The 13,432-nt window shown below is 72.9% G+C and carries 10 protein-coding genes; 4 read left to right on the top strand and 6 right to left on the bottom strand.

Annotated elements, in window-relative coordinates; all coding sequences use genetic code 11:
- Together ACFCY1_RS17975 and ACFCY1_RS17970 are read right to left on the bottom strand one after the other, a co-directional pair.
- Positions 1 to 1,650 (bottom strand): ABC transporter substrate-binding protein, encoded by a 1,650-nt coding sequence (locus ACFCY1_RS17975; protein WP_375875165.1) that lies wholly within the window; start codon positions 1,648 to 1,650, stop codon positions 1 to 3.
- 371 nt (positions 1,651 to 2,021) lie between these two features.
- Positions 2,022 to 3,506, bottom strand: a complete 1,485-nt coding sequence (locus tag ACFCY1_RS17970) for an MFS transporter (protein ID WP_375875164.1) — start codon at positions 3,504 to 3,506, stop codon at positions 2,022 to 2,024.
- 125 nt (positions 3,507 to 3,631) lie between these two features.
- On the opposite strand from ACFCY1_RS17970, the gene ACFCY1_RS17965 reads away from it, so the two are divergent.
- A complete protein-coding gene (locus tag ACFCY1_RS17965; protein ID WP_082345177.1) occupies positions 3,632 to 4,066 on the top strand; it encodes a helix-turn-helix domain-containing protein in 435 nt (144 codons plus the stop codon).
- Between the two features lie 200 nt (positions 4,067 to 4,266).
- Here ACFCY1_RS17965 and ACFCY1_RS17960 read toward each other — a convergent pair whose 3' ends face one another.
- The 3 genes from ACFCY1_RS17960 to ACFCY1_RS17950 all read right to left on the bottom strand — a co-directional run bounded on the left by ACFCY1_RS17960 (position 4,267) and on the right by ACFCY1_RS17950 (position 7,335).
- Entirely contained in the window at positions 4,267 to 4,845 is a 579-nt protein-coding gene (locus ACFCY1_RS17960; protein ID WP_375875163.1) for a hypothetical protein, read from the bottom strand.
- Positions 4,846 to 5,095: 250 nt separating this feature from the next.
- Complete coding sequence (locus tag ACFCY1_RS17955) at positions 5,096 to 6,343, bottom strand: ATP-grasp domain-containing protein (RefSeq protein WP_375875162.1); 1,248 nt, start codon at positions 6,341 to 6,343, stop codon at positions 5,096 to 5,098.
- A gap of 11 nt (positions 6,344 to 6,354) precedes the next feature.
- A complete protein-coding gene (locus tag ACFCY1_RS17950) occupies positions 6,355 to 7,335 on the bottom strand; it encodes a hypothetical protein (protein ID WP_375875161.1) in 981 nt (326 codons plus the stop codon).
- A 420-nt stretch (positions 7,336 to 7,755) separates the two neighbouring features.
- On the opposite strand from ACFCY1_RS17950, the gene ACFCY1_RS17945 reads away from it, so the two are divergent.
- Both ACFCY1_RS17945 and ACFCY1_RS17940 read left to right on the top strand, forming a co-directional pair.
- Positions 7,756 to 8,115, top strand: coding sequence for a hypothetical protein (locus ACFCY1_RS17945; RefSeq protein WP_375875160.1), 360 nt, complete (start codon positions 7,756 to 7,758; stop codon positions 8,113 to 8,115).
- Between the two features lie 394 nt (positions 8,116 to 8,509).
- A complete protein-coding gene (locus ACFCY1_RS17940; RefSeq protein WP_375875159.1) occupies positions 8,510 to 11,233 on the top strand; it encodes an AAA family ATPase in 2,724 nt (907 codons plus the stop codon).
- 79 nt (positions 11,234 to 11,312) lie between these two features.
- On the opposite strand, the gene ACFCY1_RS17935 is transcribed toward ACFCY1_RS17940, so the two are convergent.
- On the bottom strand, positions 11,313 to 12,380 hold the full coding sequence (locus ACFCY1_RS17935) for an alpha/beta fold hydrolase (RefSeq protein ID WP_375875158.1): 1,068 nt from the start codon (positions 12,378 to 12,380) through the stop codon (positions 11,313 to 11,315).
- 232 nt (positions 12,381 to 12,612) lie between these two features.
- Here ACFCY1_RS17935 and ACFCY1_RS17930 point away from each other — a divergent pair, with 232 nt between their 5' ends.
- Positions 12,613 to 13,428 carry an alpha/beta hydrolase gene (locus ACFCY1_RS17930; protein ID WP_375875157.1) on the top strand — a complete coding sequence of 272 codons (816 nt, stop codon included), beginning with the start codon at positions 12,613 to 12,615 and terminating at the stop codon, positions 13,426 to 13,428.
- Positions 13,429 to 13,432 lie beyond the last annotated feature (4 nt).

Below are 13,432 nucleotides of genomic sequence, written 5' to 3'. Positions count from 1 at the left end.
TCAGGCCACCCCGATGCCGTAGAAGTCGGTGTTGGCGTCGACGTCCAGGACCAGCCCGTTCACCTTGCCGTGCCGGGCGACGTCCATGGTGGCGATGTAGGCCGGGAAGGAGTACGCCTGCTCGACGATCTTCCGCTGGACCTTGCGGTACAGCTCGGCGCGCCGCTCGGCGTCCACGGTCGCCTCGGCCTCGTCCAGCCAGCCGTCGATCTCGGCGTCCTTGACCCGGCTGCCGTTCGCCCCGCCGCCCCCGAACTGGGACTTGGAGTGGTAGAGACTGCCCAGCAGGACCGGGTCGGAGCCCTGCCAGGCGAAGGCGAACACGTCGTAGTCGCCCTTGCCGGTGCGCCCGATGGAGCCCGCGGAGTCCAGCGGCACCAGCTTCAGCTCGATGCCGACCTGCTTCAGCGCGTCCTGCACGCCCACGTCGAAGGTGTGGTTCTGGGCCGAGACGAAGGTCTGCACGTACGGCTGCTCGGCGCTGAGGCGCTTGCCGTCCCTGGTGCGGTAGCCGTCGGCGTCCCGCCCGGTCCAGCCGGCCTCGTCCAGCAGCTTCTCCGCCTTCTCCTTGCTGTACTCCCAGGCCGGCTTGGCGAACGACGGCTCGGCGCCGGGGGTGGAGGGCGCCAGCGGCCCCCAGGCCTGCTCGTACTCGCCCTGGAAGACGCCCTTGACGATCCCGGCGAAGTCGATGGCGTGCCGGACGGCCTGCCGGGTGCGCGGGTCGTCGAACGGCGCGCGGGCGGTGTTGAGGTAGTAGGTGTAGGGGACGCCGGGGACCGCCTTGCGGACCACCTCGACGCCGTTGCGGCCGCGCAGGCCGGCCAGCCGGTTGGCGGGGATCAGCTCGGCGGCGTCGACCTGACCGGACGTCAGGGCGCCGACCCGGGAGGCGTCCTCCTTCAGCAGCAGCACGACGATGCTCTCCAGCTTCGCCGGCCCCTGGTGGGCGGCGGTCGGCGGGGCCCAGTCGTAGTCGGACCGGCGCTTGAACACCGCCTGCTGACCCGGCGTCACCGACTCGAAGGTGAACGGGCCGGTGCCGACGACGAACGCGCCGCCGGAGGAGAGGTCGCCCGCGTGGTCGCGCAGCGCGACGGGGGAGTGGAAGCCGAGGAAGGTGCTCCCCGCCGAGTTGAGGAACGAGGCGTGGGGGGCCGTCAGGTGCACGGCCACCGTGCGCGGGTCGACCACCTCGGTCTCCTGGTAGGGGCCGAGCAGGCCGGCCGCCCGCTTGGACGCCGTCTTCGCCGCCGTGACGTGCTCGAAGTTCGCCTTCACCGCCGCCGCGTCGAACGGGGTGCCGTCGCTGAAGGTCACGCCGGTGCGCAGGGTGAAGGTGTAGGTGAGGCCGTCGGGCGAGACCGTCCACGACTCGGCCAGCCACGGCTTGACGGTCCCGTCCGGAGCGATCGCGACCAGCGACTCCAGCACCGGGCGCAGCAGCCGCCCGGTGACGGCGGTGGACGCGGCGTGCGGGTCCCAGCTGTCGGGTTCGACGGCGGCGCCGTAGCGCAGGGTGCCGCCGCCGGCGCTCTTCGCGGAGGGCGGGGCGGAGGAGTCGGAGCAGGCCGTGAGGACGGCGGGGCCGATGACGGCGGCGGCGGTCAGGGTGACCGGGAGACGGAGGAAACGGCGTCTGGTGTACATGGGTTCTTTCTCGATCCTGCGCGAGGCGGGGAACGGTGGGCGGCGTGAGGCCCGCCCACCCCGCGGGGGAGACGCTGATGGACCCGGCCGCGGACGATGCGACGAGTCTGCTGGCTCCGTCCGGATCCGACCCCCCTGACCGTCCCCCTAAGCGGGCCCTTTCCCGGGGCCCGCGGGTTTCGCGGCGGGATCCTCGTGGGTGTGCTCGGCCGGTGTCTCGGCCGGCGTGCTCGGCCGGTGTGCTCCGACGTGGTGCTCCGACGCGGCGCTCCGACGTGGTGCGGAGTGCGGCGCGGCCCCGGCGGCGGTGCGCGCCGTCGGGGTGGTGCGGCCGTTCCGGGAGGCCCTCCGGAACGGCCGCACGGGGACCGTCAAACGTGCGGTACGGGGGTGTCCGCAGACTTGAGGTCCGACTCGGGGGCGCTCTCGGCGCCGTCCGCGGGGCTGCGCAGGACGAAGGCGGCCACCAGGACGCCGACCGCCACGAACAGGGCGCTGAGCCCGTAGGAGAGGTGGAAGCCGCCGGTGAGCGCCGCCACCTTGCTGTCGCCCTCGCCGAGCAGCGTCGCGGTGCGGGAGGCGGCCACCGTGGCGAGCACGGCGGTGCCGATCGAGGCGCCGACCTGCTGGGTGGTGTTCACCAGGCCGGAGGCGATGCCGGCGTCGTTGGGCGAGGTGACCGACATGGCCTGGCCGATCAGCGCCGGCATGGCCGCGCCGAAGCCGAGGCCGAGCAGCACGAACGGCGGCACGATGTCGGCGAGGAAGCTCCCGTCGCTCGGCACCCGGGCCAGCAGCGCGAGCGCCGCGGCCACCAGCAGCAGGCCGACGACCAGCACCCGGCGGGGCCCGAACTTCTGGTTCAGCTTGACCGCGAAGCCCAGCGAGACGATCGCGATGGTGACCGGCGCGGGCAGGAAGGCGAGCCCGGTCTTCAGCGCGTCGTAGCCCAGGACGTTCTGGAAGTACAGCGCGGTGCAGAACTGGTAGCCGAACAGGCCGGCGACCATCAGGACCATGATGCCGTTGGCGCCGGAGACCGCCCGGGAGCGGAAGATGTGCAGCGGCAGCAGGGGCTTGGCCGCGTACGCCTGGCGGATCACGAAACCGACCAGCAGTACCAGCGAGCCGGCCAGCAGGCCCAGCGTGCGGGCGTCGCCCCAGGTGTACTCCTCGGCCTTGATGATCGTGTAGACCAGCAGCATCAGACCGCCGGTGGCGAGCACCGAACCGATCAGGTCGGCGCCCTCGCGCAGCCCGGCCCCCTTCCCGCCCGGCACCACGCTCTGCGTCAGCACGAGCGCCACCAGGCCGATCGGCACGTTGACGTAGAACACCCACGGCCAGCTGAAGCTCTGCGTCAGCACGCCGCCCAGGATCAGGCCCAGCGAGGCGCCGGCCGCGGAGACGAACGCGTACGCCGCCAGTGCCTTGGCGCGCTCGCCGGCGTCGGGGAACAGGGTGATGATCATGCCCAGGACGACGGCCGAGGCGAGCGCCCCGCCGACCCCCTGGACGAACCGGAACACCACCAGCGCCGTCGAGGAGGAGGACAGGCCGCAGGCCAGCGAGGCCACCGTGAACAGGCCCAGGCCCGCGCTGAAGACGCGCTTGCCGCCCAGCAGGTCGCCCAGCCGGCCGGAGAGCAGCAGCAGCCCGGCGAAGGCGATGAGGTAGGCGTTGACCACCCAGGCCAGGCCGGACTGGGTGAAGCCGAGGTCGGTCTGGATGGTCGGGAGGGCGACGGTCACGATCGAACCGTCGAGGATGATCATCAGGTTGCCGGTGCAGAGGAGCCCCAGTGCCAACCAGCGTGACCTGGAAGGCTGGAGGGACGGCGGGGCTTGCGTGGTCATCGGAGCAGTCCTTCGGGGGAATGGCCCGGGAGGGGCGCCCGGTGGCGCCCGCGCTCCCTGAGGGCACTTCTTGTTACAGCGACCATCATGTGTGACCATCAAGTCCACCGTAAGGAGGCACTTTCATGTTCCTGGGGAACAACGATGTGATCGAGGACATCGACGAGACCGGCGGCCTCGACGACCCGGCCCCCGCCCGCGAGGCGTGCACCGTCCTGGAGGCGCTCAACCGGATCAGCGGCAAGTGGGCGATCGGCATCCTGCTCAACCTCAGCCACGGCCCGGTCCGCTTCACCGAACTCGAACGGTCCGTACCCGGAATCAGCCGCCGCATGCTCACCCTGACACTGCGGAACCTCGAACGCGACGGACTGATCGAACGCACCGTCTACGCGACCGTGCCGCCCAAGGTGGAGTACCGCGGCACCGAGATGGCCGCCGAACTCTACGCCTCCCTCAAGGGCCTCACCGCCTGGGCGGAACGCCACCGCGACGCCATCGCCCTCTCGCGGGACTCCTACGACCGGGAGCAGCTGGCGGCGGGCGCCGGGGACCTCTGAGGCCAGGCCCTCCGCTATGCGAAGGGCGAGCCCGTCATCATGCTCGACGGGCTCGCCCGGATACTCCGCGTCGACCGGCAGGAGGCGGCCCGCCGGGTCCTGGCCCCAGCCGTTCGGCGCGGCGGCGTCCGAAGAACTGCCGGAGGAAGCACGGACGTTGGTGGCGAATCAGGGTTCGGCCTGACCGCGTCGATCCTGGGCTACGTCAGCTTGTAGGCCATCTCGGCGAGTTCGAGTGCCTGGCGGAGCGTGTTCTCGTCCGTGATCTGCACGCTCACCCGGTAGGCCCGGTGGCCCTTGGGGACGAGATAGGCGTCCGGCGCGATGCCGTGAAGGGCCGCGGCGTCGCTGTCGTAGTTGAGCCGCAGGTTGACCACGCCGGTGTCGGCGTGGACGTACGCGAACCCGCCGAGCTGGCTTCCCTGCCGTCGCAGGCGCAGGTAGTCGCTGTAGTCGAGGGGTTCTCCCTCCTGGTGGGTCTTCCGCTTGACCCCGTGCAGCGCGGCGTTGGGCCACGACGTCGTCTCCTCGAGGAACGAGATGAACTGCTCCGCGGCGGGGTTCCGGGTCAGCATCTTCCTCACCTCCGCCTGGCCCTCGGCCGCGAGGCCGGGAATCGGCAGCGACTGCCGGCTGCCCCCGACCGCCGCGTCCTCCCCTGCGGTGGCACGGCTGGCGGGTGTCGGGCCCACTCCCATCGCGGCAATGAGCTGCCTTCCCACGTCGGACGCGTCCAGCTCTTCTGCCGTGCCCTCCACCTGGATGAACGTGACCTTCACTTCAACCCCTCCCTGAGTTGCATCGGTACATGGAAAGTAGCATCAACTCCCAATGCATGAAATGTACTTAGGAGGCCCCGAAGCAGGAGGTGCCGGGTGCCGGAGAAAACGGATATCGGGCACAGAACCATCACATCGCGGGTAGGCGCAGGCTCCTACCGTCGTAGCATGAGGGGTGTGGAGTTGCGCCAGTTGCGGTACTTCGGCGCGGTGGTCGGCGGGGGTGACCGGCTGCCGGCCGGCGAACCTGTCAATCGGCCGCCGGGGTGATCTCGTACATCCCGGGGCCGTCCAGGTAGCGCACCGTGTTGAGGTCGCGCTGCAGAACGGCGTCCACCGGGTGGCTGAGCGTCAGAGTGACCGGATACTCGCGGTCGTAGGTGGTTGAGGTGATGGCGTCACCGGGCCTCACCAGCTCGGTGAGGGAGTGGAAGCTCGCCAGTTGCTCGAGCTGGTCGAGCGCGCGGTAGCCCCGCAGTCGGCCCGTAGTCGGAGCGACCAGTGCCGCCCAGGCGAACGCGTGCTGCCGTTGGTAGGGCCGGCCCGCCCGGGCCCGGAACCGCTCGGGCCGGACGTAGGCGTCGACGGTCCACTCCAGCTGGCCCTCGCCCAGGACCTCGGCCGTGTAGTAGGGCAGCCCCGAGACGCGGGCACCCACCTCGACCAGTCGCGGGCCGTCCGGGGTCAGCTTGATCTCCAGGTGTGCCGCGCCGTACCGGATGCCGAGGGCGTCCAGCACCCGGCGGCCGTAGCCGAAGAGCTCGCCGACCGGCTGTTCGTCGCAGCGCAGCAGCACCTGCGCGGTCACCAGGTCCCGCACCCCGTTGGCCTGGATCCGCTCGGTGCGCCAGGCGTCGGTCAGCTGGTGCACACCCGCGCAACTGACCGTGTTCACGATGTACTCGGCGCCCACCAGGTACTCCTGGGCGACGACCTCGGTGATCGGCTCGCCCAGCACCACGCGGCGGTCGCGGAGCGCGCGCAGCGCGGCGACCGAGTCCTGCGGAGCGTCGCAGAACGACACGCCGTCGCCCCAGTAGCCGCGCAGGGGTTTGACGACCACGGTCCCGCCCAGTTCCTCGTGCCAGGCCAGCAGTTCGGCCTCGTCACCGGTTCGCAGCTGCCGCATGCCGGGGACGCCCTGAGCCTTGATCGTTTCGATCTGCACGTACTTGTCGCGCCGCGCGCTGCTCAGGGCGGTGCCGTTGGAGGCCAGCCCCAGCCGCTCGGAGAGGGCGTCGGCGAGCTCCACCCCGGTCTCGCGACCGGCCAGGACCGCGACCGGCCCCAGCGCGGCGAGTTGTGCGGTCAGGACGTCCAACTCGCCGTCGTGGACGAGCACATGGCCGAAGGCCCGGTCGTCCACCGGATCGAGTCCGACCGGAGGGGCGGGAGTGCTCCGGACCTGGATCACCTCGCCGCCCAGTGCGCCGAAGGCGCCGGTGAACCCGGAGGACGTGCCGAACGCGTCGACGACGGCGACACGGAATGCTGACATCGGTTGCCTGCCTACTGGTTGGCCGGAGCGGAGCCGGGGTGGATGAGATAGGCGCGAAGCGCGAGGAGCCGGTACACCGCATTGGTGAGCACGTGCCGGACGCTGAACCCCGACGTGCCGGGGTCCCGGCCGTCCAGGATGTCGTGTTCGCCGCCCTGCTCGCGGATACCGCGACGGGTCAGCCCGGTCCGCTCCCGGAACGCCTCGGGGAGCGCGTGCCGGGTGACGCCCAGGTGCGCCATCCGGAAGTCCACGAACTTGTCGATCACCCTGACCAGCCGGGCGCGCCCCGCGCGGTCGAGCACCAGCCGTCCCTCCCGCAGCCGCTGGGACACGTTCGCCCCGCGGATGGAATCGCCGCGCCACCGCGCGATGGCGGGCCGCGACCACGAGGGGAAGTAGGACAGGTACTCGACGACGTCGTCCAGGACCGCGGCCGGTCGGGCGGCGGCCGTCGGCAGGACCAGCGAGCGCAGGCCGTAGGCGGCCGACTTGGCCCATGGTTCGGAGAGGTGGTGGCCGAGGTAGAAGTCCCGTTCGAGAAGGGCGTCCCGGCCCGCGGAGAACACCCGGATGTCCCCGCTGCGCCGGTGTTCCTCGCAGTTGACGTCGATCAGGAGCTCATAGCTCAGATGGGGATCCAGGGCGGGGAACCTGCCGCACTGGGCGGATATCAGCTCGGCCAGGGCGCGGGGTGCGGCCTGCGGCCCCGCGGGCGCGTAGCCGCTGAGCAGGAAGAGCAGATCGAGCTGGAGGAGACGCGCGGTCCGCTCGTCGTCCTCGGATAGGCACTGCGGAGTGATGTTCCGGAGCATCTGCGCCTGGGAGTCCGCAAGTTGATGGTACGTCAGGTGCCCTGCCGAAAGGTCGTCGAGGGCGGCGGGAAGGCTGCGCAGGACGTAGTCGCGCAGCGGTGAGCCCGAGCGACCGGGGGCGGGAGAGGTGTGCTGCCGGGGGTGTGCGACACCGTCGAAGAGCTGGCTGCTGTTCACGTCTTCTCCTTGCCGGCCGCCGCGACGGGCCGTGACGGCGCTGGGGTTGGTGTTGCCCGCGGGTCCAAGCGTGCTTCACCGCCACGCGTCGGCACATCGGTCATCTGACGGCGGGGGCCGACCGGTTGACCGCGTCGGGCGGTGAGCCGTGACCGGGGTGAGCGGTCCTGGTTCGGGCTGGGCGAGGAGTCCGGGGCAGAGCGGACGTACCGTCAAATGACCGATGTGGAACAGAAGTACCGAGCCGATGATGGAGAGCACACGCCCGCCCCGAAGGCGGCGCCCCGTCTGTGCCTCCCGTCATCAGCAGCCCGCTGTCCGACAGCGCCGGAGCGGTCGCCGGCAGTGGCCGGGTGTTCCGGGCGCAGAACCGGGCCCGGTCCTTCCGGCGGCACCATCACACACGGAAAGGTGATTCACATGTTCACACCCAGGGCCATGCTCCGCGGCTCGGCCGCCACGGCGATGGTCGTCGCCGCCCTGACCGGCCTCGGTGCCGGAACGGCGCACGCCGCCGGCTGGCCTCCGTTGCAGCCGGGCGCCCGCCTCTACTCGGGCACCGGCGGGAGCGGCGCGGTGACCGCGGTCGACCTCGACGACTTCGGCACGTGCCACACGCTGGCGGCACCCGCCCGATCGGTCCAGGTCGCCTCCGGCTCCGCGTCCGTGGTGCTGTACTCCGGCGCGGGCTGCTCCGGCGCCACCCCGTGGGCCACCGGCTCGCTGGCCCAGTTCAACCTGCCGTGGCCGGTGCTGAGCTACCGGGTGGTCCCGGCCTGACGCCACCCGGACCAGGGCGGTACGGCCCTCGGCGACCTCTTCGCACGGAGGCCTCGAACCCCCTGTCACGAGGGGCGCCGGGGTAGGCCGGTGACGCCCGACGGCGGGCGGAACACCTCACATCCCGTTCCGACACAAGGAGTCCACTGGAACGAGGTCGACAGGGGCGGCCACTTCGCCGCCCGGGAGCAGCCGCGGCTCCTGGCCGAAGAACTCCGCGCCGCCTTCAGGACGCTGAGGTGACACGGCGCGGTGGTGCCGGGCCCCGCACCACCGCGCGTGCCACCGGCTGACCGCCGCGCGCCGGTCGTGACGGAACCCGTGCGACTCGGCCGGCCCCGCCCTTCGTAGGATGGGTGCAGCTCCTCCGGGAGGAACTCTCCCCGGAGGTGCCATGCCGCAGTCCGCGAACCACCAGCTCATCGGGCGTACCCGGGAGGTGGAGGTGCTGGACCGTCTGCTGCGCGAGGTGCGCGACGGGCGCAGCCGGGTGCTGGTGCTGCGGGGTGAGGCGGGTGTCGGCAAGTCGGCGCTGCTCGACCACCTGGCGGGGCAGGCGGGGCAGTGGCAGGTGGTACGCGCGGCCGGTGTCGAGGCCGAGGCCGAGTTCGCCTATGCGGCCCTGCAACGGCTGTGCGCCCCGCTGTTGTCGCACCTCGGCCGGCTGCCGGAGGTGCAGCAGGACGCGCTGCGGGTCGCGTTCGGCCTGAGCACGGGAAACCCGCCCGAGATGCTGCTGGTGGGGCTCGCGGTCCTCGGTCTCCTCGCCGAGGCGGCGGCCCGGTCCGCGCTGGTGTGCCTGGTCGACGACGCGCAGTGGCTGGACCTGATGTCCCGGCGAATCCTGGCGTTCGTCGGGCGCCGGCTGGACGCGGAATCGGTGGCGCTGGTGTTCGCCGAGCGGATCGCCGACGGGAAGGCGGACGACGAGGGCCTTTCCGGTCTGCCGGACCTTCCGCTGGGCGGGCTGGCCGATGCCGACGCCCGGGCGCTGCTGGACGGCGTGCTGCCGGGGCCGGTCGACGCCCGGGTACGGGACCGGATCGTGGCCGAGACCGGCGGGAATCCGCTCGCCCTGCTGGAGCTGCCCCGGGGCCTGTCGCCGGCGGAGTTGGCGTTCGGCTTCGGCGGGCCCGGCGCCGGCCCGCTGGCGACCCGGCTCGAGGACGGCTTCCGTCGGCGCGTCGACGCCCTGCCGGCCGACACCCGTGCCCTGCTGCTGGTCGCGGCGGTCGAACCGGTCGGCGACGGGCCGCTGTTGTGGCACGCCCTGCGTCTGCTGGGCATCGGGCCGGAGGCCGTGGCGCCGGCCGAGGCCGCGGACCTGATCACCCTGGGAGCCGCCGTGCGGTTCCGGCACCCGCTGGTGCGTTCGGCGGTGTGGCGCGGCGCGGATGCCGCGGCGCTGCATGCGGCGCACGCGGCCCTGGCCGAGGCCACCGACGCCGAGCGCGACCCCGACCGGCGGGCCTGGCACCGGGCCCACGCCGCGGTCGGGCCGGACGAACAGGTGGCGGCCGCACTGGAGAGCTCCGCCGACCGGGCCCTGGCACGCGGCGGCCGGGCGGCCGCCGCCTCCTTTCTGGAACGTGCCGCCGCGCTCACCCCTTGCCCGGAGGCGCGGGCGCGGCGCGCTCTGGCGGCCGCGGCGGCCCATGTCGCCGCGGGCGTGCCGGCCCGGGTGCCCGACCTGCTCGCCGCCGCGGAGCTGGGGCCGCTGGACCGGCTGCAGCAGGCCCATGCCGGCCGGCTGCGGGCCAAGGCGTCGTCCATGACCGACTCGGGGAGGGGCGCGGTGCAGCCGCTGCTCGACGCGGCGGGTCGGCTCAGGGACCTCGACCCGGCCCTCGCGCGGGAGACCTGCCTCGCGGCGTACGACGCGGCCATCTGGGTCGGCCGGTACGACGAAGGCGCACTGCGCCGGGTCGCCGAGGCCGCTCGAGACCTGCCGCCCGGCGACGAGCCGGCGGGAGTCTTCCTCAGGGCCCTGGTCGCCCGGAGCGTGGACGGGCCGGCTGCCGTCTTCCCGCAGCTGGCACGGGCGCTGCGCTCCCTCACCGACGAGGAGGACCCGTCCGTCCTGTGGGCGGCCGCGAACGCCGCCGCGGAGCTGGGCGATCTCCAGGGCTGGCTGGACATCGGCGGCCGGGCGGTCCGCTTCGCACGCCGGACGGGAACCCTGTCGCTCCTCTCGACGGCGCTGCCCTACCAGGCGTCCGCGCTGGGCTTCGCGGGGCGTTTCTCCCCAGCGGGCGACCTGCTGGCCGAGGCCGCGGCCCTGGACAAGGTCACCGGCTCGGTGGCGCGCACGGCCACGGCGGCCTTGATCAGCGCGTACCAGGGACGGGAACGACCGGCCCTGGAAGCGATCGAGGCGATGGAGCACGAGGGCGAGCAGCGCGGCCTGGGCCGACTCGTCGGCGTAGCCGCGTGCGCGAGGGCGGTGCTCCACAACGGCCTGGGCAACTATCCGCTCGCCATGGAAGCGGCGCTCCGGGGCGGGGAGTACCAGGACCTCGTGGTGCACGTCTGGACGTGCGGCGAGCTGGTCGAGGCCGCGACCAGGGCCGGCGAGCCGGCCGTGGCGGCCGGGGCGCGCGAGCGGCTCGCCGACTGGAGCCGGGCCGGCACGCCCTGGGCCCTGGGCGCGCACGCGGTCGCCGAAGCCCTGACCGGAGCACCCGAGCAGGCCGAGGACCGCTACCGCGAGGCCGTCGACCACTTCGGCCGCGGCGGGCTCGGCGTGTTCGAGACCCGGGCCCGACTGCTGTACGGGGAGTGGCTGCGCCGCCGGAACCGGCGCGCGCAGGCCCGTACCGAGCTGCGGGCGGCGTACGAGGCGGCCGGGCGCACGGGTATGGAGGGCTTCGCCGAGCGGGCCCGGCGTGAGCTGCTCGCCACCGGTGAGACGGTTCGCAAGAGGACCGTCGGCGCGCCGGTCCTGACCCCGCAGGAGGCGCGGATCGCCCGCCTCGCGGCCGCCGGGCACCCGAACGCGGAGATCGGCGAGCACCTGTTCCTGAGTCCCCGTACGGTCGAGTGGCACCTGCGCAAGGTCTTCGCCAAGCTGGGGATCTCCTCCCGTCGAGAGATCGACGGCGCCCTGTCCGTGCGGTGACGGCCGTGCGGTGACGGCCGTGCGGTGACGGCGATGCGGTGACGGCCGCGCGGTGACGGCCGTGCGGGATCAGCAGGGGTCACAGATGGTCGGCGTCCACCACGGCCTGGGCGAACGCCGTCGGCGCCTCCTGCGGCGCGTTGTGGCCGATGCCGGTGAGGACGCGGTGCTCGTAGGGGCCGGTGAAGAACTTCCGGTACCCACTGCCGTCGGTGGTGGGCAGGAACGGGTCGAGGGCGGGGTCCACGGCGATGGCCGGCACCGTGACGGGCGGTCGGGCCGCGAGCAGCCGCTCGTAGTGCTCGTAGCGGCGCTCGCCGTCGGCCAGGCCCAGACGCCAGCGGTAGTTGTGGATCACGATGGCGGCGTAGTCGGGGTTCTCGAACGCCGCCGCGGTGCGTTCGAAGGTGGCGTCGTCGAACCTCCAGGTGGGGGAGGTCTCCTCCCACACCAGCCGGCACAGGTCGTGCCGGTTCTGCCTGGTCTCCATGGCGACGCGGCCGCGGTCGGTGGCGAAGTAGTACTGGTACCACCAGGTGCGCTCGGCCTTCGGCGGCAGCGGGTTCTTCTGCGAGGGGAGGTTGACGATCAGGTAACCGCTCACCGCCACCAGGGCCTTGACCCGCTCCGGCCACAGCGCCGCGACGGTGCCGGCGGCCCGCGAGCCCCAGTCGAAGCCGGCCAGCACCGCCTCGGGGATCTTCAGGGCGTCCATCAGGGCGATGACGTCGAGGGCGATCGCGGACTGCTGCCCGGTACGGACGGTCGTCGGGGACAGGAAGGTGGTGGTGCCGTGGCCGCGCAAGTACGGCACGATCACCCGGTAGCCGGCGTCCGCCAGCAGCGGCGCCACGTCGACATAGCTGTGGATGTCGAAGGGCCAGCCGTGCAGGCAGATGACCACGGGCCCGTGCTTCGGCCCGGCCTCGGCGTAGCCGATGTCGAGCACGCCGGCCTGGACCCGCTTCAGGTCGGTGAACGTGGTGTGGGTGCCCGCGGTGACGGCCGGGACGACCGGGGCCGGGCGGCCGGGCCGGTCGGAACCGGCCGCGAAGGCGGCAGGCGCGTTCGAGACCGCGCCGACCGACACGGCCGTGGCGCCCATGCCGAGACCGACCGCTTTGGTGAAGGCACGCCTGTCGATCATGTCTGATCCTTCCTGGAGACCCGCTGGTGCCTCCACTGTTCTCCGGCCGCCGGCCGGACGCATCGGTCACATGACGTCGAGACGCGGGAAGTCGCCCGCGGACCCGCGAAGGGTCTGCCGGGGCGCCGGATTCAGTCATTCGACTGTGTCCGCCGGCCTGCCGCTCGGTGATCCTCGAAGGAGCGCCGTGATGCCGGCGGATCGTCGTGCGTGCAATTCGGAAGGTCTGGCCGTGAAACAAACCCCCGTCGTCCTCATCCACGGTGCGTGGTTCCACATGTCCTCCTGGGAGGGCTGGGCCGAGCGGTTCACCGCGTACGGTTACGCGGTGTGCGTCCCGGGCTGGCCCGGCGAAGCCCACACCGCCGACCGGGCCCGCCGCGATCCCGGCCCGCCGCGCGACCTCGGGCTCGCCGCGCTCGCAGCCCACTACGAGCAGGTCGTGCGCAGCTTCGACGACCCGCCGGTCCTCATCGGGCACTCGGCCGGCGGCCTCATCGCCCAGCACCTCCTCGGGGCCGACCTCGGCCGCGCCGCCGTCGCCCTCGCGCCGCTGCCGGCCGGCGGTGTGCCGCCGGCCGACGGCCGGTCCCGGCCGTGGCCGCTGATGTCGGCCGGCCCGACCCGGCACCCGGGCTTCGGGCAGCTGCCGCGCGCCCGGTTCCGACACCTCGTCGTCAACACGGTCGGAGAGGGGGAGGCCGAGCGGCTCTTCGACCGGTACGCCGTCCCGGCCCCGCTCCGGCTGCTCGCGGACCTCGGTCTCGACGGCACCGCCACCGGGCCGGTCGGCACCGTCGTGGACACGGCCAATACGGCGCGCGGACCGCTGCTGCTGGTCTCCGGCCAGGAGGACCGGATGGTCCCGGACGCCGTGACCCGCTCGGTCTACAAGCTCTACGGCGACTCCTCCGCCGTGACGGACCTGAAGCAGTTCGCCGATCGGGGGCACTCCCTGGTGTTCGACAGCGGCTGGCGTTCGGTCGCCGACCACGTCCTCGGCTGGCTGGCCGCCAACGGCGTCGAGGCCGTGGCCCCACAGGGGTGAGCGC

The organism is Kitasatospora sp. NPDC056273 (genome assembly GCF_042268845.1).
GTDB lineage: Bacteria > Actinomycetota > Actinomycetes > Streptomycetales > Streptomycetaceae > Kitasatospora.
Note: the sequence above shows the minus strand (reverse complement) of the source record. Positions and strands in the feature narration are given on the sequence as shown.